The sequence below is a fragment of the Variovorax sp. P2_H12 genome (assembly GCF_056403395.1).
In genome coordinates this window covers 1-15,492 of record NZ_JBFUFO010000059.1, presented here as the reverse complement: position 1 = coordinate 15,492, position 15,492 = coordinate 1, and the positions used below count along the sequence as shown (strand labels likewise).

Genomic DNA, 15,492 nt, shown 5'->3' with positions numbered 1-15,492 from the left:
GCATTCGGGCGACACCGGAAACCGCCCCCTCACCAGGGGTCGGCGCGGCCGATGCGGCCCAGGTGGGTGACGCCGAAGCCGCCGCCATGGTGCAGCCCGAAGCCCAGCAGCCGATCGAAGCCGATGTGGGCGCACCAGACCAGGCCCACGGCGAGCGCCACCGGCTGTTCGCCCAGCACACCGGCGACGAGCACGGCGAAGGCCCCGAGGTAGGAGTGCGCGGCGTTGTACACCGCCGCGCCGACCCGCGGCCCGGCCAGGAAGCCGAGCAGGGAGAGGTCGGGCACGAAGAACAGCAAGGCGAAGGCGCCCCAGCCGGCCCCGAGCTGGGCGTAGCCCAGCAGCGCCGCCGCCAGCATGGCCAGCCCTTCGAGCCGGAGCATCGTGCGCACGCCGCCGGGCGGGGGCGTCATCCCCGGCCCCACCGGCGACCGCCGCGGTCCATGAAGTCACGCACCTTCTGCTGCTGCGCCGGGTTCAGGTTGTCGAAGAAGTCGGCCGCCGCGGCAATCACTTCGGGGCTCCCCGCCTGCACCGCGGCCGTCTTGTCGTCGACCAGCTTCTTCGCCCGCTCCTGGTCGAGCTTCGCGCCGGCGAACAGGCTGCGGAACTCGGCCCGAGGATCGCCGCCGCCGCGCAGCGCGGCCCGCTGTGCCTGCAGTTTCTCGGTCAGCACGGTGAGCTTCTGCTTCTGCGCGGCATCGAGATCGAGCTTGCTGCCCACGCGCTCGACCATCCGGGCGCGGAACTCGGCGCGATCCTGCTCCGAGCCGCTCCAGCCATGGCGATGGCCGGAACAGCCGGCCAGGCTGCCGGCCACGAGCGCAGCACCGGCGAGTCCGAAAAGAGAACGCTTGAACCAGGGTTTCATGGGAGTCTTCCTTCAAGAGGATCGGTGTGATCCGGAAGACTCGATGCTCGGCTCAGGGGTCGCCGAAGTCCTTGCGCCACGGTTTCGCTGTGTTTCGTTTTGTTGCGGCGCTGCCCCACGCCCGGCCCGGCGCCGGCCTATCGCACCAGCGCGGCGGCCGGATTCTCCAGCTCGAGCACCTCGCGCGCCCAGGCTTCGAGCTTGCTGGTGTCGGCCCGGATCACCTCCTGCTTGACCGCGAGGATCTGCGACGGATGCATCGAGAAGCTGCGCAGCCCCAGGCCCAGCAGCAGCCGCGTGAACATCACGTCGCCGGCCATCTCGCCGCAGACGCTGACGCCCTTGCCCTGCCGCCGGCACTCGGCGATGGTGTCGGCCACCAGCCGCAACACGGCCGGATGGGCCGGATCGTAGAGGTGCGCCACCGATTCGTCGGCGCGGTCGATCGCCAGCGTGTACTGGATCAGGTCGTTGGTGCCGATCGACAGGAAGTCGAAGTGCTTCAGGAAGGTCTTGAGGGTCAGCGCGGCGGCCGGGATCTCGATCATCGCGCCGAGCTTCACATTGCCGTGCACCACACCGCGGTTGTCCAGTTCGGCGCGCGCGAAGTCGATCAGCGAGAGCGTCTGGCGGATCTCGCTGACGTGCGCCAGCATCGGGATCAGCAGATGGATCTCGCCATGCGCCGCGGCCCGCAGGATGGCGCGCAACTGCGTCAGGAACATCGCCGGGTCGGCCAGGCTCCAGCGAATCGCGCGCAGGCCCAGGGCCGGATTCAGGTGCGAATCCTCACGCCCCATCTTGCCGTCCAGCTGCTTGTCAGCCCCGACGTCGATGGTCCGGATCGTGACCGGCATGCCCTTCATGCCGTCGACCGCGCGCCGGTAGGCCTGGTACTGCTCCTCCTCGTCGGGCAGCCGCGTGAGGTTGTGCGATTCGCGCCCCATGAAGAGGAACTCGCTGCGGAACAGCCCGACGCCGACCGCGCCGGCCTTGACCGCGCCCAGCGTGTCCTCGGGCATCTCGATGTTGGCCAACAGTTCGACCCGCTGGCCATCCAGCGTCACGGCCGGCTTGTGGCGCAGCCGGGACAGGCGCCCGCGCTCGAGGTCGCCCTGGCGCTGCTTGAAGCCGTATTCGGCCAGGATGATCGGCGACGGGTCGACGATCATCACGCCTGCATCGCCGTCGATGATCACCCAGTCGTCCTGGCGCACCAGCTGGCTGGCGCTGCGGGCGCCGACCACGGCCGGGATGTCCATGCTGCGCGCGATGATCGCGGTGTGCGAGGTGCGCCCGCCGACGTCGGTCACGAAGCCCGCGAACACGCTCTTCTTGAACTGCAGCATGTCGGCCGGCGACAGGTCGTGCGCGATCAGCACCAGGGGCGCATCGAAGGCGTCGCCGGCGATCAGGTCGTGGTGGTCGTCCTCGTCGGCGGTGCGCTTGCGGCGCGGCGGCGTCGGCGCCAGCACCGCCGCCGTGCCCTTCATGCGGTGCAGCAGCCGCTCGACCACCTGCTCCAGGTCGGCCTTGCGCTCGCGCAGGTATTCGTCCTCCATCTCGTCGAACTGGCGCGCCACCACCTCGAGCTGGGTGGTCAGCGCCCATTCGGCGTTGTAGAGCCGCTCGACGATCCAGTGCTTGACGCCGCCCGTGAGCACCTCGTCCTGCAGCAGCATCTGGTGCACCTCGAGCAGCGCCGAGAGTTCGTGCGGCGCATCGTTGGGCCCCATCAGCGCGACGCTGGCCTGCAGCTTCTGCAGCTCCTCGGCCACCGCGTTGCGCGCCATCCGGACCCGGTCGATCTCGGTCTCGATCTGTTCCGGCTTGATGAAGTAATGGGCAACGTCGATGCGGCTCGAGACCACCAGCACCGCCCGCCCGATGGCGATGCCACGAGCAACGGGAAGGCCATGGACGACGAAAGTCATCGCGCCCCCGTCATTCCATGAGCCAGCGCGAAGCGCGAGCGACGTTGGTGGAATGCCGCAGAACCGGCTTCGCCGGGCTGCTGGCATTGCCCCCGGCGAGGGGGTGGGCGGCTACACGCAGTGAGCCAACCTGGGGGAGAGCCATCATTCCCCCTCGCCGAACTTGTCGTTCATCAATGCAACGATCGCATCGAGCGCCTCCTGGTCGCGCTCGCCGATGGTCTCGATCTCCACCGTGACGCCGAGGCCCGCGGCCAGCATCATGACGCCCATGATGCTCTTGGCATTGACGCGGCGATCGCCGCGCGCGAGCCAGACCTCGCACGGGAAGCTGCCCGCGAGCTTGGTGAGTTTGGCCGAGGCGCGTGCATGCAGCCCCAGCTTATTGCTGATGGTCACGGATGTCTTTGTCACTGTGCTTTCTTCTTGCCTGATTCTGCGGCGCTGCCACCGCCACCTGCATCACGCCGGCCGTCCCGCCGGTGAGCGCGCGCTGCACCAGCGTGTCGAGCGGCTCGTTGCGGTAGCTCACCGCGCGCAGCAGCATCGGCAGGTTGACGCCCGCCACCAGCCGCGAGCGGACGCCGTCGACCAGCTTCTGCGCCACGTTGCAGGGCGTGGCGCCGAACACGTCGGCCAGCACCAGCACCTGCGAACGCGGGGTGAGCTGCAGTTGGGCCAGGATGATGCGGGCGGCAGCGAGGGTTTCGTCCGGCGACACATTGGGCAGCACGTCCAGCGCGGCGATCGACGCCTCGCTGTCGGGAAAGACATGCAGCGCGCACTGCCGCAGCGCTTGGGCGAGCGGCGAGTGGGCGATGATGAGGATGCTGTTCATGCGGATCGGCGGACGGTCTCTCGATTATGCGGGGGCGCCCGCAGGATGTAGAAGGAAGTCAACACGCAAGCATCCCACAATGCGACCGGGCGGCGACGGGCTCACGGGATGTGCAACCCTTCGAAGAAGGTGGGGAGCGCGTCCGTCGAGGAAGGCTTGCCGAGCACGGTCGCCTGGTACAGCGAGACCCCCTCCGGATGCAGTTGCGCAAACCACATCACATGCAGGGCCGTGGCCTGCGTACCGGCGCCGGCGTCCTGCGTATCGAGCCGCACCGGCGCGGGTGCGTTCGCCGCCCGCAGCAGGGCGGCCTCGGTTTCGGTGGCCGGAACACCGGCGATCTGGCCGCGAGTCGCCGCGCGCCAGGCCCGCATCCAGCCTTCGGCCTGCGCCGGGCTGCCGGCGACGGCATGGGCCACCGCGAAGGTGGCGCCGCCGGCCTCGCAGCCCGCCATGTCCACCGTGACCGCCTCGACGCCCAATGGGAGCGAGCGGGTCGCGCGGTCGGGTTTGCACGGCAGCAGCGCGACGACGCCGCCGTTCCCGATCGGCACTTCGCGCCAGTTGAAGGTCGGACTGCAGCCGGCGAGCGCGCTGGCGGCAATCCACGCGAACGCGGTGAGGCGGAGTCGGGGTGGCAAGGGCATCGGGAGTTCGATTATCGAGCGAGCCCGATCGGAACTAAAATCCGCAGGCCCGCTCCATCCGTCTTCCATGAAAAAAGTCGTCTGCACCGCCGCTGTCGCGATCGCCCTGGCCGTCGGCGTCGGCGTCTACCTGAGCACCGGGGTGTCGGCGGCGCCGGCATCGACCTTCGTGCTGCTCGACGGCAGCAAGAAGAGCACTGAAGACCTCAAGGGCAAGGTCACGCTGGTCAATTTCTGGGCCACCAGCTGCGTCACCTGCGTCGCCGAGATGCCCAAGGTGATCGCCACCTACGACAAGTACCAGGCGCGCGGCTACGACACGCTGGCCGTGGCCATGAGCTACGACCCGCCGAGCTACGTGGTCAACTTCGCCGAGACCCGCAAGCTGCCGTTCAAGGTGGCGATCGACAACACCGGCGCCGTCGCCAAGGCCTGGGGCGACGTGCAACTGACCCCCACCACCTACGTCGTCAACAAACGCGGCGAGATCGTGAAGCGCTACGTCGGCGAACCCGACTTCGCCGAACTGCACAAGCTCATCGAAAAGCTGCTCGCCGAAGCCTAGCCTCGGCCGGCGCAGCCCGGCCTGTTGGTGGAACACCGAGGAACCGGCTTTGCCGGGCCGCTGGTGTTGCCCCCGGCAGGGGGTGGGCGCCCGGACACGAAGTGCCGGGCAACCTGGGGGCGAGCTACTTTTTCCTGAAGGTGTCGTGGCAGGTCTTGCAGGTGTCACCCGCCGCGCCCACCGCGGCCTTCAACGCATCGAGATTGCCGGCCTTGGCGCCAAGCACCAGCTTGTCGGTGTCCGCCATCAGCCGCTCGCTGAGTTCCTTGAACTTGGCCTGCTCCTTCCAGATCTCGGGCTTGGCCTTGCCGCCTTCGGTGCCGGGGCCGAAGCCGCTCCACGGCAGCCTCGATATCTGGGCCACCACCTCGGCGTTGGCGGCGGCCGCCGCTGCGTCATAGGGCACCCGCCCACTGGCCATGCCGGCCAGACGGCCGATATGCTGGCTCTGGATGAACATGGCGCTTTGACGGTACTTGATGGCATCCTCGGTCTTGGCGAACTGCGCGGCGGCTGGAACCGCGAGCGCGAACGAAGCGGCCGCAAGGGCGAGCAAGGCTGGACTTTTCATGCGTGGTTCTTTCTCGTTCAAGTGGCGGGCGATGCCGCGCGGGCCAGTTTAGGGACTGACCGCCACCTGCGACTAGAGGTAACCCGCAGAACCCGCGACCCCGGAAGTTTGCTAATCTGCGGATCCCGCTCCTGCGCCCACCGCTACCGATGACCGCTTCGTTCCAGACCCACACGCACCGCGCGGGGCTGGAGGTCGCCCCCTCGCAGCACACGCGCATCTGGGACCTGCCTACACGCGTTTTCCACTGGTTGCTGGCGGCCGCCGTGACCGCCCAGATCGCGACCGGGCTCGGCGGCGCCATGGAATGGCACTTCCGGATCGGCTACGCGCTGCTGGCGCTGCTGCTGTTCCGAGGGGTCTGGGGCTTCGTGGGCGGACGCTGGTCGCGCTTCGCGAGCTTTCTCTATTCGCCCGGCTCGGTGGTCGACTATCTGCGCGGGCGCGCCCACCCCGATCACCTGATCGGCCATTCGCCGCTGGGCGCCCTGTCGGTGTTCGCCCTGCTGGGCCTGCTGGCGATCCAGGTCGCAACCGGCCTGGTGGCCGACGACGAGATCGCAGCCTCCGGCCCGCTCGCCCGCTTCGCCTCCAGTGGCATCGTCGCCGCGGCCACCCACTGGCACGCGGTCCAGGGCAAGTGGATCGTGATCGCGCTGGTCAGCCTGCACCTGCTGGCCGTTCTCTTCTATGTGCTGGTCCGTCGGCAACGGCTGGTGCGGCCGATGATCACGGGCGACAAGCGACTCGTCGACGGCGCCGCCGCGGCGCCGAGCCGCGACGACGCCGCCTCGCGGCTGCTGGCCATGGCGGTGTTTGCAGCCTGCGCCGCCCTTGCGACCTGGATCGCGTCGCTGCGCGTATGAGCCATTCCTTATCACGTCCGCTGCCGCTGGCAGATGCGCCGAACATCGTCATGGTCACGCCCGACGAGGCGCACGAGTTCGAGGCGGTGCGCGCGATCTTCCGCGACTACGCCGATTCGCTGGATATCGATCTCGGTTTTCAGAATTTCGACCAGGAACTGGCCGGCTTGCCGGGGGAATACGCGGAGCCTCGCGGCGCCCTGTTGCTGGCGCTGGTCGACACCACCGAGGTCACGGCCGCGGTCGCCGCCGAGCCGTTGCCGCGAGCCCAGGGCCGGCTCGCGCACGTCGCGGGCTGCTGTGCGCTGCGCCCCTTGGACACGGCCGACTATCCCAATGCGGCCGAGATGAAGCGCCTCTACGTGCGACCGCAGTTCCGTGGGCTCGGCCTGGGCCGGCAACTGGCCGAGACCATCCTCGATGCCGCCCGCGGCGCGGGCTATGCCTGCGTGCTGCTGGACACACTGGACGACATGGAGTCAGCCCGCGCCCTCTACGAGGACCTGGGCTTCGCGGAAGTGCCGCCCTACTATCACAACCCCATCGCGGGGTCGCACTACCTGAAAGCTGATCTGTAGCTCGCCCCCAGGTTGGCTCACTTCGTGTAGCCGCCCACCCCCTGCCCGGGGGCAATACCAGCGGCCCGGCGAAGCCGGATCCGCGGTATTCCACGAGCAAGCGCGGAGCGTCAGCCCTTGGCTTGTGCCAACAGAGTGTCGGCGTCGCTGACTTCGAACTTGCCCGGGCCTTCGACGTTCAGGCTGGCGACCTTGCCGTCCTTGACCAGCATCGAGTAGCGATTGCTGCGCACGCCCATGCCGCGCGAGGTCAGGTCGAGCGTGAGCCCGGTGGCGTTGGCAAAGGCGGCACTGCCGTCGGCCAGCATGCGGACCTTGGTGCCGGTGTTCTGGTCGCGCGCCCAGGCGCCCATCACGAAGGCGTCGTTGACGCTCACGCACCAGATCTCGTCGACGCCGGCGGCCTTGAAGTCGTCGTAGTGCTGCACATAGCCCGGCACGTGCTTGGCCGAACAGGTCGGCGTGAAGGCGCCGGGCAGCGCGAACAGCGCGATGGTCTTGCCCGCGGCTGCCTTGGTGACGTCGACCGGGTTCGGGCCGATGCTGCAGCCCTCGCCTTCCACCTCGGAATATTCCTGCAGGGTTGCGGGAGGAAGGGTGTCGCCGACTTTGATCATGTGATGTGCTCCAGAAAAAGAAAAACGGCCCACATTGTGGGCCGCTTTCGATTTGGCTGCTTCGCCTGCGATCAGACCAGAGCGGCCTTTTGAACCAGGCGGGTCACCACCCAGTTCTTCGACTTCGAGATCGGCCGGCTTTCGGTGATCTCGATGGTGTCGCCCAGCTTGTATTCGCCATTTTCGTCATGGGCGTGGTACTTGCTGGTCTTGGCCACGATCTTGCCGTAGAGCTCGTGCTTGACACGACGCTCGACCAGCACGGTCACGGTCTTCTGGCGCTTGTCGCTGACCACCTTGCCGATCAAGGTGCGCTTGAGGGACTTTTTAACTTCCGTCATGTTCACTCCTTACTTGGCGGCTGGGGTTTCTTGCTGCTTCTGCGCAAGAATGGTCTTGGCGCGCGCGATGTCGCGGCGCGTCACGCGCAGCGTCGAGGTGTTCGACAGCTGTTGCGTGGCCTTCTGCATGCGCAGGCCGAAATGGGCCTTCTGCAGGTCCTTGATTTCGGTTTGCAGGCCGGCGACGTCCTTGTCGCGCAGCGCTGCTGCCTTCGAAGTCTTGGCCGGAGCCGCAACTTCCTTCTTCTTACGTGTTGCCATGGTGTTCTCCTCGATCAGGCGCCGAGCTGGCGTGCGACGAAAGTCGTGCGCAGCGGCAGTTTGGCAGCGGCCAGACGGAACGCCTCGCGGGCGAGCTCTTCGGGCACGCCGACGATCTCGTAGATCACCTTGCCAGGCTGGATTTCGGCGACGTAGTACTCGGGGTTGCCCTTGCCGTTACCCATCCGCACTTCCGCGGGCTTGTGGGAGATCGGCTTGTCGGGGAACACACGAATCCAGATGCGGCCACCGCGCTTGACGTGGCGCGAGATCGCGCGACGTGCGGCTTCGATCTGGCGGGCCGTCAGGCGGCCGCGGTCGATCGACTTCAGGCCGAAGTCACCGAACGACACCGCGTTGCCGCGCGTCGCGATGCCGGTGTTGCGGCCCTTTTGTTCCTTGCGGAACTTTCTGCGTGCAGGTTGCAGCATTTTTGTTACTCCGTAGTTCTAAGACCGATCACTCGGTCTTGGCACCGTCAGCTGCTGCAGCTGGCGCGGCTTTGCGTACGCGCTTAACGGCGGGTTTCGAGTCTGCACCCGGTGCAGCCGGAGCTCCACCAGTGGCTTCTGCGGGCTTGTCGCTGCCATCGGCCGGAGCGACGTTGCCGCCGATCGGGCCACGGGCACCAGCGCGCGGGCCAGGACCGCGACGGTCCGAACCCGGACGGTCGCCACCCGGGCGGCCATCGCGACGCGGGCCGCGGGGGCGGCGCTCGTCGTCAGGACGCGGCGTTTCGACGGCCGGCAGGTCGTTGCGACCCAGCGTGTCGCCCTTGTACACCCAGACCTTGACGCCGATGACGCCGTAGGTGGTCTTGGCTTCCGAGGTGCCGTAGTCGATGTCGGCGCGCAGCGTGTGAAGCGGCACGCGACCTTCGCGGTACCACTCGCAACGCGCGATTTCGATGCCGTTCAGGCGACCCGACGACATGATCTTGATGCCCTGGGCACCCAGACGCATGGCGTTCTGCATCGCACGCTTCATGGCGCGGCGGAACATGATCCGCTTTTCGAGCTGCTGCGTGATGCTGTCGGCGATCAGCTTGGCATCGATTTCGGGCTTGCGCACTTCTTCGATGTTGACCGCGACCGGCACGCCGAGTTGGCGACCGAGTTCACGCTTGAGGTTCTCGATGTCCTCGCCCTTCTTGCCGATCACGACGCCCGGACGTGCCGAGTAGATCGTGATGCGGGCGTTCTTGGCGGGACGCTCGATCAGCACGCGCGAAACGGATGCGTTCTTGAGCTTCTTCTTCAGGTACTCGCGCACCTTGATGTCTTCGGCCAGCATGCCGGCGAAGTCTTTGTTGCTTGCGTACCAGCGGCTGGACCAGTTACGGCTGACCGCGAGGCGGAAGCCGGTTGGGTGGATTTTCTGTCCCATAGTTCTTCCAGCCTTAATTGCCAACCGTCACGTACACATGGCACGTGGGCTTGCTGATGCGATTGCCGCGACCCTTGGCGCGCGCGGTGAAGCGCTTGAGCGTGGCGCCCTGCTCGACGTAGATGGTCTTGACCTTCAGATCGTCGATATCGGCACCGTCGTTGTGCTCGGCGTTGGCGATGGCCGACTCGAGCACCTTCTTGATGATCACAGCGGCCTTCTTCTGCGTGAACTGCAGAACGTTGAGCGCTTGATCGACCTTCTTGCCGCGGATCAAGTCAGCGACCAGACGGCCCTTGTCGACCGAAAGGCGGACGCCGCGGAGGACTGCACGTGTTTCAGACATGGTCGTTCCTTACTTCTTCTGGACTTTCTTGTCCGCGGGGTGCCCCTTGAACGTGCGCGTGAGCGCAAATTCGCCGAGCTTGTGGCCGACCATCTGGTCGGTGATGTACACGGGCACGTGCTGCTTGCCGTTGTGCACGGCAATGGTCAGGCCGATGAACTCGGGCAGGACCATCGAGCGACGCGACCAGGTCTTGATCGGCTTCTTGTCCTTGGTCGTCACGGCCTTGTCGGCCTTGGCCACGAGGTGGTGGTCGACGAACGGACCCTTTTTGAGAGAGCGAGTCATGTGCTAACCCTTACTTCTTGCGACGCGACACGATGAAGACTTGCGTGCGCTTGTTGTTACGGGTGCGATAACCCTTGGTCAGATTGCCCCATGGGTCGACAGGATGACGGCCTTCGCCGGTCTTGCCTTCGCCGCCACCGTGCGGGTGGTCGACCGGGTTCATCACCACGCCGCGAACGGTCGGGCGGATACCCATCCAGCGCTTCACACCGGCCTTGCCGAGCTGGCGCAGGCTGTGTTCTTCGTTGGCGACTTCACCGATGGTGGCGCGGCATTCGACGTGCACGCGGCGCACTTCACCCGAGCGCATGCGGACCTGGGCGTAGACGCCTTCGCGGGCCAGCAGCGTTGCGGACGTACCTGCCGAGCGAGCGATCTGCGCGCCCTTGCCGGGTTGCAGTTCGATGCAGTGGATGGTCGAGCCGACGGGGATGTTGCGGATCGGCAGCGTGTTGCCGGCGCGGATCGGGGCTTCCGAACCGCTCAGCAGCGTTGCACCGGCTTCCAGACCGCGCGGGGCGATGATGTAGCGGCGCTCGCCGTCGGCGTAGCACACCAGCGCGATGTGGGCGGTGCGGTTCGGGTCGTACTCGATGCGTTCGACCTTGGCCGGGATACCGTCCTTGTTGCGCACGAAGTCCACCACGCGGTAGTGGTGCTTGTGGCCACCGCCCTTGTGACGGGTCGTGATGTGACCGTTGTTGTTGCGACCGGCCTTCTGGAATTGCGGCTCCAGCAGGGGGGCGTGAGGAGCACCCTTGTACAGGTGGTCCCGCGAGATCTTCACCGCGCCGCGTTGGCCCGGCGAAGTAGGTTTCATCTTGATGACGGCCATGATTAAGCGCCTTCCCCGACGAGGTTGAGCTCTTGACCAGCCTTCAGCGTGACATAGGCCTTGCGAACATTGTCGCGGCGGCCCATGGACTTGCCGAAGCGCTTGGACTTGCCCTTGGTATTGAGCACCGACACGCCCTGGACTTCGACCTTGAACATCAGTTCGACAGCGGCCTTGATCTCTGGCTTGGTGGCGTCTTGCAGCACCTTGAAGGTGACAGCATTGGACTTCTCGCCAACCATCGTGGCCTTTTCGGACACGACCGGGGCGACCAGCACGTTCATCAGGCGACCTTCGTCGAACTGACGCTGCTTGGGCGTAGGGTTCATGCGGCTCATGCGAACATCTCCTTGAGCTTGTCGACGGCACCCTTGGTGACCAGCACCTTCTTGTAGTGGACCAGCGACACCGGGTCGGCGTAGCGCGGTTCGACCACGAGCACGTTGACGAGATTGCGCGAGGCCAGGTACAGGTTCTCGTCGACTTCTTCGGCGATCACGAGCACGGACTCGAGATTCATCGCCTTGAACTTGGCGGCCAGCGCCTTGGTCTTGGGCGAGTCGACCTTGATCGAATCGACCACGGCCAGACGGCCTTCGCGAGCGAGCTGCGAGAAGATCGACGCCATGCCGGCGCGGTACATCTTCTTGTTGATCTTCTGCGAGAAGTTTTCGTCGGGCATGTTCGGGAAAATCCGGCCACCCCCGCGCCACAGCGGCGAGGACGTCATACCGGCACGGGCGCGGCCCGTTCCCTTTTGCTTGAAAGGCTTCTTGGTCGAGTGCTTGACCTGCTCGCGGTCCTTCTGGGCGCGCGTGCCTTGGCGGGCGTTGGCCTGGAATGCGACGACGATCTGGTGAACCAGGTCTTCGTTGTAGTCACGGCCGAACACGGTCTCGGGGGCGTCGTACTTCGACGCGGCCTGGCCTTGTTCGTTCAGGAGTTCGAGTTCCATTACTTGGCTCCTTCAGCGGCTTGCGGCTTGGCCTTGACGGCCGGACGCACGGTGACGAAGCCACCCTTCGAGCCGGGGATCGCGCCCTTGATCAGGAGCAATTGACGTGCTTCGTCGATGCGGATCACGTCGAGGTTCTGGGTCGTCACGGTGACGTCGCCGAGGTGGCCCGTCATGCGCTTGCCAGGGAACACGCGACCGGGATCCTGCGCCATACCGATCGAGCCGGGCACGTTGTGCGAACGGCTGTTACCGTGCGACGCGCGCTGCGAGCTCATGTTGTGGCGCTTGATCGTGCCAGCGTAGCCCTTGCCGATCGAGGTGCCTTGCACGTCGACCTTCTGGCCGACCGCGAACACGCTGGCTGCGGCGATGACGCCACCGGCCTTGTGCTGACCGGCCGTATCGGCGGTCACGCGGAATTCCTGGATGATTTCGCCAGCTTCGACACCCGCCTTGGCGAGGTGACCGGCTGCCGGCTTGGTCACGCGCGATGCCTTGCGCGAACCGAACGTCACTTGAAGTGCGACGTAGCCATCGTTCTCTTGGGTTTTGATCTGGGTCACGCGGTTGTTGGACACATCCACCACCGTGACAGGAACTGCGTCCCCGTCATCGGTGAAGAGACGCATCATCCCCACCTTGCGGCCCAGCAACCCGAGGGAGTTGCTCAGACTCATTTGTTTTCTCCAAAAATGGAAGTCCTCTTCCGCCGCTGCCACTTCAATTGGCGACAGCGTTTGGCTTACGGAAGAAGGTTGATAAAACTCCGCTCGACCCGCGCCAGAAGACGCAAGTTAGGCAGAGCCGAAGATTATAGCCCGCAATGGGCTGCGGGGGCAAGTGGCCGGGCGGCGCAGGCGCGCAGGGGCCTATTTGACCTTCATCGGCAGGATCTTGTCGCCGCCCGCGCCCTGCTTGAGGGTCTCGCCGCCGGTCGCCGCAGCATCGGGTTTTCCCACACCCACGGGCACCGACGTGACGCTGGTGGCGCCGAACTGGGTCGTGAAGACGTGCAGATAGCCGACGCCTGTCGCGGCCGGCACCACGTCCACCGTCCAGGTCGTGGCCTGGCCCGCCGGGAGGCTGCGCTGGGTCTCGGAAGCCGCGAGCGACAGGCCACCGTCGGCGGTGAGCCGGACCGTGGCGCCCGCCGGATCGGCGACGCCGGCGAAGCTCAGCAGCACCGACACCGGTCGGCCGGCCTGGGCCGCTTCATCGACGCGGTATTGCACTTCCACGCCGGAGCCGTTGGCCTTCATCGGCGCCGTCGTCATCGGCCCGCCGGCGGCCTGGACCGCCAGGGGCGCGGCGAGCGCCAGGGCGCACGCCAAGGCAGCCGCGAGTCTCACTGGATGGTGACGTTGAAACATGTGTTCGCCGAGGAATTGTTGAAGTCGTTGATCACCAGAACGTTCTCGCCGGCCGGCAGGCTGACCGTCGCGCTCTCGCTGGAGCCGAAACCCGCGCCCACGGCGATCAGTCGGCCACCGTAGACGGCGAAATCCGGGTCGGCCGCTGCCGGGCCGGAGACCGTGATCGAACGGCTGCCCGCGCTCGGCATGGTGAACCGGAGGTAGACGAAGCTGCCGAGCTTGTTGCCGGCACCCTCCGAGTTGGTCACGCAGGCCGTGGGCGTGACCGGCCGGTACATCGGGAGCGAAAACGCAGCGATGCCTGCGCCGCCGCCGTTCGTTTCGTTGGCGCCGAACGGATCGTTGGGGGCCGCGCTGATCTGCTCGCCGATCAGCAGGCCGCTCAGCGCCGAGGCGCTGGCCGGGGCGACGGCATTGAAAGCCGCCGTGAACGGGTGAATGGACGTCACGGCCACACCGTTCTTGAACGCAGCGCTGGTCAAGGTGTCGTTGATCGGCCCGAAGCCGACCTGTCCGCTCAGGCGCCACAGGATCGAGTGGATGGAGGCTTCGCGGTACCAGCCAGGGCTGGCTGTCCCGCTCGACGTGAGGTCGATATTTGCGCCCTGCCCCTGTCCCGGCCCCACGGAGTCCGTGTAGTTGCTGCGGGCCAGCGCAATGCCCGACCAGGCGTTGCCCCAGCCCTCCGAGAACGCCACGCGCCGGTCCAGGCGGTCCGTCATCGTGTGGCTGCCGCCCGGCGAATCGTCGCGACTGAACGCCGACTGGTAGTAGTGGCCCCATTCATGGGCGACCACCGAGCCGTCGTATTCGTCGGTGTCGACGTTCTCCTTGCCCAGCACGTAGATGGCGCGCCCGGCGCTGCTGGTGCTGAAGGAGGTCGTTCCGATCTGTCCGATCGCAGGATTGCCGCTTGCCGGGACGTTGTTGACGCTCCAGAAGACGCGCAGCGCCGGAAAGACCGTTCCAGGCGCCACCGACAGCATCTTCGCCTGCGCGGCGTAGATGGTGTCGAGCACCGCGAACGGCGCAGCGGCCCGGGTGGCGGCGTAGCGGCTGCCGTCCCAGCCCGACGGCGCCCGGATGTCGCGTGTGCTGGCCGATGCCCCGGTGGAGAACGAAGGCGTCTCGAGTGCATAGATGGCATCGGACTGGGTGTTGTCGCGCACCGTGACATCCCAGCTCGGGCCATTTCCGCCTTGCGTCAACTGCGCCTTGACCCGCACCTGAACCGAGGTGCTCGACGGCACTGACACCGAGTACGCGCCGTTGGCGTCGGTGGTCGCGGTCGCCAGGATCGCTGCCGAGGAGCCATTGACGATCTCGACGCTGGCGCCCCGGATCGGCTTGGGGGCGGCGGCCGCGTAGACCAGCGCGCCGCTGACGTTGGGAATCGACTCGTAGGTCGCGGTGCCACTCAGCGTGACGGTGCTGGCACCCGGAACGCCCCCGGCAGCCACCGGCAGTACGGCGAAGCCGCCGCCGCCTCCACCACCTCCGCCGCAGGCCGCGAGCATCACCACGCCCGCCAATGCCATGCTTCGCCAGACCCACTTCACCTGCATTCCGCACACCTCTCTGAGAAATTACTTCGCTTCTGATGAGCGTTTTCTGCGTAAGTTGCAGATTTTCCCGAGGATGCCACAGAGAAGTCAGAATAAGCAAAGCCCGCCTACATTTCTGTAAGCGGGCTTCACAAATGCAACAGCCGAGGGCTTACTGCAGCTTGATCTCGACGTCGACGCCAGCCGGCAGGTCGAGCTTCATCAGCGCGTCCACGGTCTTGTCGGTCGGGTCGACGATGTCCATCAGGCGCTGGTGCGTGCGGATCTCGAACTGGTCGCGGCTGGTCTTGTTGACGTGCGGCGAACGCAGGATGTCGAAACGCTTCATGCGGGTCGGCAGGGGCACCGGGCCCTTGACGATCGCGCCGGTGCGCTTGGCGGTGTCCACGATTTCAGCGGCCGACTGGTCGATCAGCTTGTAGTCGAACGCCTTCAGGCGGATGCGGATTTTTTGCTTGGTAGCCATGGTGAATTCCTTCGCTTCTTCGAATCAGATGTCGAGGATCTTCGCCACGACGCCCGAGCCCACGGTGCGGCCGCCTTCACGGATGGCGAAGCGCAGGCCTTCTTCCATCGCGATCGGGTTGATCAGCTTGACCGTGATCGACACGTTGTCGCCGGGCATGACCATTTCCTCCTTGTCCTTCGGCAG

At 66.3% G+C, this 15,492-nt stretch carries 25 protein-coding genes; 3 read left to right on the top strand and 22 right to left on the bottom strand.

Annotation, left to right across the window (positions count from 1 at the left end):
- Nucleotides 1-29 precede the first annotated feature (29 nt).
- The 6 genes from AC1DYK_RS32175 to AC1DYK_RS32150 all read right to left on the bottom strand — a co-directional run bounded on the left by AC1DYK_RS32175 (nt 30) and on the right by AC1DYK_RS32150 (nt 4,290).
- Nucleotides 30-413: a DUF4260 family protein gene (locus AC1DYK_RS32175; protein WP_478169990.1), complete on the bottom strand. Its 384-nt coding sequence runs from the start codon at nt 411-413 to the stop codon at nt 30-32.
- A complete protein-coding gene (locus tag AC1DYK_RS32170; RefSeq protein WP_442287807.1) occupies nt 410-871 on the bottom strand; it encodes a Spy/CpxP family protein refolding chaperone in 462 nt (153 codons plus the stop codon). The genes AC1DYK_RS32175 and AC1DYK_RS32170 overlap by 4 nt, the downstream gene beginning before the upstream one ends.
- A gap of 137 nt (nt 872-1,008) precedes the next feature.
- On the bottom strand, nt 1,009-2,805 hold the full coding sequence (gene ptsP / locus AC1DYK_RS32165) for a phosphoenolpyruvate--protein phosphotransferase (protein WP_478169989.1): 1,797 nt from the start codon (nt 2,803-2,805) through the stop codon (nt 1,009-1,011).
- 144 nt (nt 2,806-2,949) lie between these two features.
- Nucleotides 2,950-3,219, bottom strand: coding sequence for an HPr family phosphocarrier protein (locus AC1DYK_RS32160; RefSeq protein WP_478169988.1), 270 nt, complete (start codon nt 3,217-3,219; stop codon nt 2,950-2,952).
- On the bottom strand, nt 3,188-3,643 hold the full coding sequence (locus AC1DYK_RS32155) for a PTS sugar transporter subunit IIA (protein WP_478169987.1): 456 nt from the start codon (nt 3,641-3,643) through the stop codon (nt 3,188-3,190). Before AC1DYK_RS32155 ends, AC1DYK_RS32160 begins: the two co-directional genes overlap by 32 nt.
- A gap of 101 nt (nt 3,644-3,744) precedes the next feature.
- A complete protein-coding gene (locus AC1DYK_RS32150) occupies nt 3,745-4,290 on the bottom strand; it encodes a hypothetical protein (RefSeq protein WP_478169986.1) in 546 nt (181 codons plus the stop codon).
- A gap of 67 nt (nt 4,291-4,357) precedes the next feature.
- Between AC1DYK_RS32150 and AC1DYK_RS32145 the strand changes: the two genes are divergently transcribed.
- Nucleotides 4,358-4,855: a TlpA disulfide reductase family protein gene (locus AC1DYK_RS32145; RefSeq protein ID WP_478169985.1), complete on the top strand. Its 498-nt coding sequence runs from the start codon at nt 4,358-4,360 to the stop codon at nt 4,853-4,855.
- Between the two features lie 124 nt (nt 4,856-4,979).
- On the opposite strand, the gene AC1DYK_RS32140 is transcribed toward AC1DYK_RS32145, so the two are convergent.
- Entirely contained in the window at nt 4,980-5,426 is a 447-nt protein-coding gene (locus AC1DYK_RS32140; RefSeq protein WP_478169984.1) for a c-type cytochrome, read from the bottom strand.
- A gap of 149 nt (nt 5,427-5,575) precedes the next feature.
- On the opposite strand from AC1DYK_RS32140, the gene AC1DYK_RS32135 reads away from it, so the two are divergent.
- Together AC1DYK_RS32135 and AC1DYK_RS32130 are read left to right on the top strand one after the other, a co-directional pair.
- Nucleotides 5,576-6,292: a cytochrome b/b6 domain-containing protein gene (locus AC1DYK_RS32135; RefSeq protein ID WP_478169983.1), complete on the top strand. Its 717-nt coding sequence runs from the start codon at nt 5,576-5,578 to the stop codon at nt 6,290-6,292.
- Complete coding sequence (locus AC1DYK_RS32130) at nt 6,289-6,870, top strand: GNAT family N-acetyltransferase (protein WP_478169982.1); 582 nt, start codon at nt 6,289-6,291, stop codon at nt 6,868-6,870. The genes AC1DYK_RS32135 and AC1DYK_RS32130 overlap by 4 nt, the downstream gene beginning before the upstream one ends.
- A 110-nt stretch (nt 6,871-6,980) precedes the next feature.
- Here AC1DYK_RS32130 and AC1DYK_RS32125 read toward each other — a convergent pair whose 3' ends face one another.
- From AC1DYK_RS32125 to AC1DYK_RS32055, 15 genes are all read right to left on the bottom strand, one after another.
- Nucleotides 6,981-7,487 (bottom strand): redoxin family protein, encoded by a 507-nt coding sequence (locus AC1DYK_RS32125; protein WP_478091347.1) that lies wholly within the window; start codon nt 7,485-7,487, stop codon nt 6,981-6,983.
- A gap of 71 nt (nt 7,488-7,558) precedes the next feature.
- On the bottom strand, nt 7,559-7,828 hold the full coding sequence (gene rpsQ, locus AC1DYK_RS32120) for a 30S ribosomal protein S17 (RefSeq protein ID WP_442287817.1): 270 nt from the start codon (nt 7,826-7,828) through the stop codon (nt 7,559-7,561).
- A 9-nt stretch (nt 7,829-7,837) separates the two neighbouring features.
- On the bottom strand, nt 7,838-8,089 hold the full coding sequence (gene rpmC, locus AC1DYK_RS32115; RefSeq protein WP_478091346.1) for a 50S ribosomal protein L29: 252 nt from the start codon (nt 8,087-8,089) through the stop codon (nt 7,838-7,840).
- A 14-nt stretch (nt 8,090-8,103) separates the two neighbouring features.
- Entirely contained in the window at nt 8,104-8,520 is a 417-nt protein-coding gene (gene rplP / locus AC1DYK_RS32110; protein ID WP_028250943.1) for a 50S ribosomal protein L16, read from the bottom strand.
- Between the two features lie 28 nt (nt 8,521-8,548).
- Entirely contained in the window at nt 8,549-9,475 is a 927-nt protein-coding gene (rpsC, locus tag AC1DYK_RS32105) for a 30S ribosomal protein S3 (RefSeq protein WP_478091344.1), read from the bottom strand.
- Between the two features lie 13 nt (nt 9,476-9,488).
- Nucleotides 9,489-9,821: a 50S ribosomal protein L22 gene (gene rplV, locus AC1DYK_RS32100; protein ID WP_478169981.1), complete on the bottom strand. Its 333-nt coding sequence runs from the start codon at nt 9,819-9,821 to the stop codon at nt 9,489-9,491.
- 9 nt (nt 9,822-9,830) lie between these two features.
- Nucleotides 9,831-10,109: a 30S ribosomal protein S19 gene (gene rpsS / locus AC1DYK_RS32095; protein ID WP_007838132.1), complete on the bottom strand. Its 279-nt coding sequence runs from the start codon at nt 10,107-10,109 to the stop codon at nt 9,831-9,833.
- 10 nt (nt 10,110-10,119) lie between these two features.
- Entirely contained in the window at nt 10,120-10,944 is an 825-nt protein-coding gene (gene rplB, locus AC1DYK_RS32090) for a 50S ribosomal protein L2 (protein ID WP_286370947.1), read from the bottom strand.
- Nucleotides 10,945-10,946: 2 nt separating this feature from the next.
- Nucleotides 10,947-11,273, bottom strand: coding sequence for a 50S ribosomal protein L23 (rplW, locus tag AC1DYK_RS32085; RefSeq protein ID WP_478091358.1), 327 nt, complete (start codon nt 11,271-11,273; stop codon nt 10,947-10,949).
- Between the two features lie 5 nt (nt 11,274-11,278).
- Nucleotides 11,279-11,899: a 50S ribosomal protein L4 gene (gene rplD / locus AC1DYK_RS32080; RefSeq protein WP_286569495.1), complete on the bottom strand. Its 621-nt coding sequence runs from the start codon at nt 11,897-11,899 to the stop codon at nt 11,279-11,281.
- Nucleotides 11,899-12,579: a 50S ribosomal protein L3 gene (rplC, locus tag AC1DYK_RS32075; RefSeq protein WP_478169980.1), complete on the bottom strand. Its 681-nt coding sequence runs from the start codon at nt 12,577-12,579 to the stop codon at nt 11,899-11,901. The genes rplD and rplC overlap by 1 nt, the downstream gene beginning before the upstream one ends.
- A 192-nt stretch (nt 12,580-12,771) precedes the next feature.
- Complete coding sequence (locus tag AC1DYK_RS32070; protein ID WP_478169979.1) at nt 12,772-13,251, bottom strand: hypothetical protein; 480 nt, start codon at nt 13,249-13,251, stop codon at nt 12,772-12,774.
- On the bottom strand, nt 13,248-14,840 hold the full coding sequence (locus AC1DYK_RS32065) for a hypothetical protein (RefSeq protein WP_478169978.1): 1,593 nt from the start codon (nt 14,838-14,840) through the stop codon (nt 13,248-13,250). Before AC1DYK_RS32065 ends, AC1DYK_RS32070 begins: the two co-directional genes overlap by 4 nt.
- A 151-nt stretch (nt 14,841-14,991) precedes the next feature.
- Nucleotides 14,992-15,306: a 30S ribosomal protein S10 gene (gene rpsJ / locus AC1DYK_RS32060; RefSeq protein WP_028250951.1), complete on the bottom strand. Its 315-nt coding sequence runs from the start codon at nt 15,304-15,306 to the stop codon at nt 14,992-14,994.
- 24 nt (nt 15,307-15,330) lie between these two features.
- Nucleotides 15,331-15,492 (bottom strand): EF-Tu C-terminal domain-related protein (locus tag AC1DYK_RS32055; RefSeq protein WP_478170008.1); only part of this gene is annotated, 162 nt, incomplete at its 5' end.

Excerpts from the sequence above, each read along its gene's own strand:
- AC1DYK_RS32175 (WP_478169990.1), bottom strand. The coding sequence starts at position 413 with ATGACGCCCCCGCCCGGCGGCGTGCGCACGATGCTCCGGCTCGAAGGG.
- rplW (WP_478091358.1), bottom strand. The coding sequence starts at position 11,273 with ATGAACCCTACGCCCAAGCAGCGTCAGTTCGACGAAGGTCGCCTGATG.
- rplV (WP_478169981.1), bottom strand. The coding sequence starts at position 9,821 with ATGTCTGAAACACGTGCAGTCCTCCGCGGCGTCCGCCTTTCGGTCGAC.
- AC1DYK_RS32140 (WP_478169984.1), bottom strand. The coding sequence starts at position 5,426 with ATGAAAAGTCCAGCCTTGCTCGCCCTTGCGGCCGCTTCGTTCGCGCTC.
- AC1DYK_RS32065 (WP_478169978.1), bottom strand. The coding sequence starts at position 14,840 with ATGCAGGTGAAGTGGGTCTGGCGAAGCATGGCATTGGCGGGCGTGGTG.
- rplC (WP_478169980.1), bottom strand. The coding sequence starts at position 12,579 with ATGAGTCTGAGCAACTCCCTCGGGTTGCTGGGCCGCAAGGTGGGGATG.
- AC1DYK_RS32125 (WP_478091347.1), bottom strand. The coding sequence starts at position 7,487 with ATGATCAAAGTCGGCGACACCCTTCCTCCCGCAACCCTGCAGGAATAT.
- rpmC (WP_478091346.1), bottom strand. The coding sequence starts at position 8,089 with ATGGCAACACGTAAGAAGAAGGAAGTTGCGGCTCCGGCCAAGACTTCG.
- ptsP (WP_478169989.1), bottom strand. The coding sequence starts at position 2,805 with ATGACTTTCGTCGTCCATGGCCTTCCCGTTGCTCGTGGCATCGCCATC.
- rplB (WP_286370947.1), bottom strand. The coding sequence starts at position 10,944 with ATGGCCGTCATCAAGATGAAACCTACTTCGCCGGGCCAACGCGGCGCG.
- AC1DYK_RS32170 (WP_442287807.1), bottom strand. The coding sequence starts at position 871 with ATGAAACCCTGGTTCAAGCGTTCTCTTTTCGGACTCGCCGGTGCTGCG.
- rplD (WP_286569495.1), bottom strand. The coding sequence starts at position 11,899 with ATGGAACTCGAACTCCTGAACGAACAAGGCCAGGCCGCGTCGAAGTAC.
- AC1DYK_RS32135 (WP_478169983.1), top strand. The coding sequence starts at position 5,576 with ATGACCGCTTCGTTCCAGACCCACACGCACCGCGCGGGGCTGGAGGTC.
- AC1DYK_RS32130 (WP_478169982.1), top strand. The coding sequence starts at position 6,289 with ATGAGCCATTCCTTATCACGTCCGCTGCCGCTGGCAGATGCGCCGAAC.
- rpsQ (WP_442287817.1), bottom strand. The coding sequence starts at position 7,828 with ATGACGGAAGTTAAAAAGTCCCTCAAGCGCACCTTGATCGGCAAGGTG.
- AC1DYK_RS32150 (WP_478169986.1), bottom strand. The coding sequence starts at position 4,290 with ATGCCCTTGCCACCCCGACTCCGCCTCACCGCGTTCGCGTGGATTGCC.
- rpsJ (WP_028250951.1), bottom strand. The coding sequence starts at position 15,306 with ATGGCTACCAAGCAAAAAATCCGCATCCGCCTGAAGGCGTTCGACTAC.
- rplP (WP_028250943.1), bottom strand. The coding sequence starts at position 8,520 with ATGCTGCAACCTGCACGCAGAAAGTTCCGCAAGGAACAAAAGGGCCGC.
- rpsC (WP_478091344.1), bottom strand. The coding sequence starts at position 9,475 with ATGGGACAGAAAATCCACCCAACCGGCTTCCGCCTCGCGGTCAGCCGT.
- rpsS (WP_007838132.1), bottom strand. The coding sequence starts at position 10,109 with ATGACTCGCTCTCTCAAAAAGGGTCCGTTCGTCGACCACCACCTCGTG.
- AC1DYK_RS32155 (WP_478169987.1), bottom strand. The coding sequence starts at position 3,643 with ATGAACAGCATCCTCATCATCGCCCACTCGCCGCTCGCCCAAGCGCTG.
- AC1DYK_RS32145 (WP_478169985.1), top strand. The coding sequence starts at position 4,358 with ATGAAAAAAGTCGTCTGCACCGCCGCTGTCGCGATCGCCCTGGCCGTC.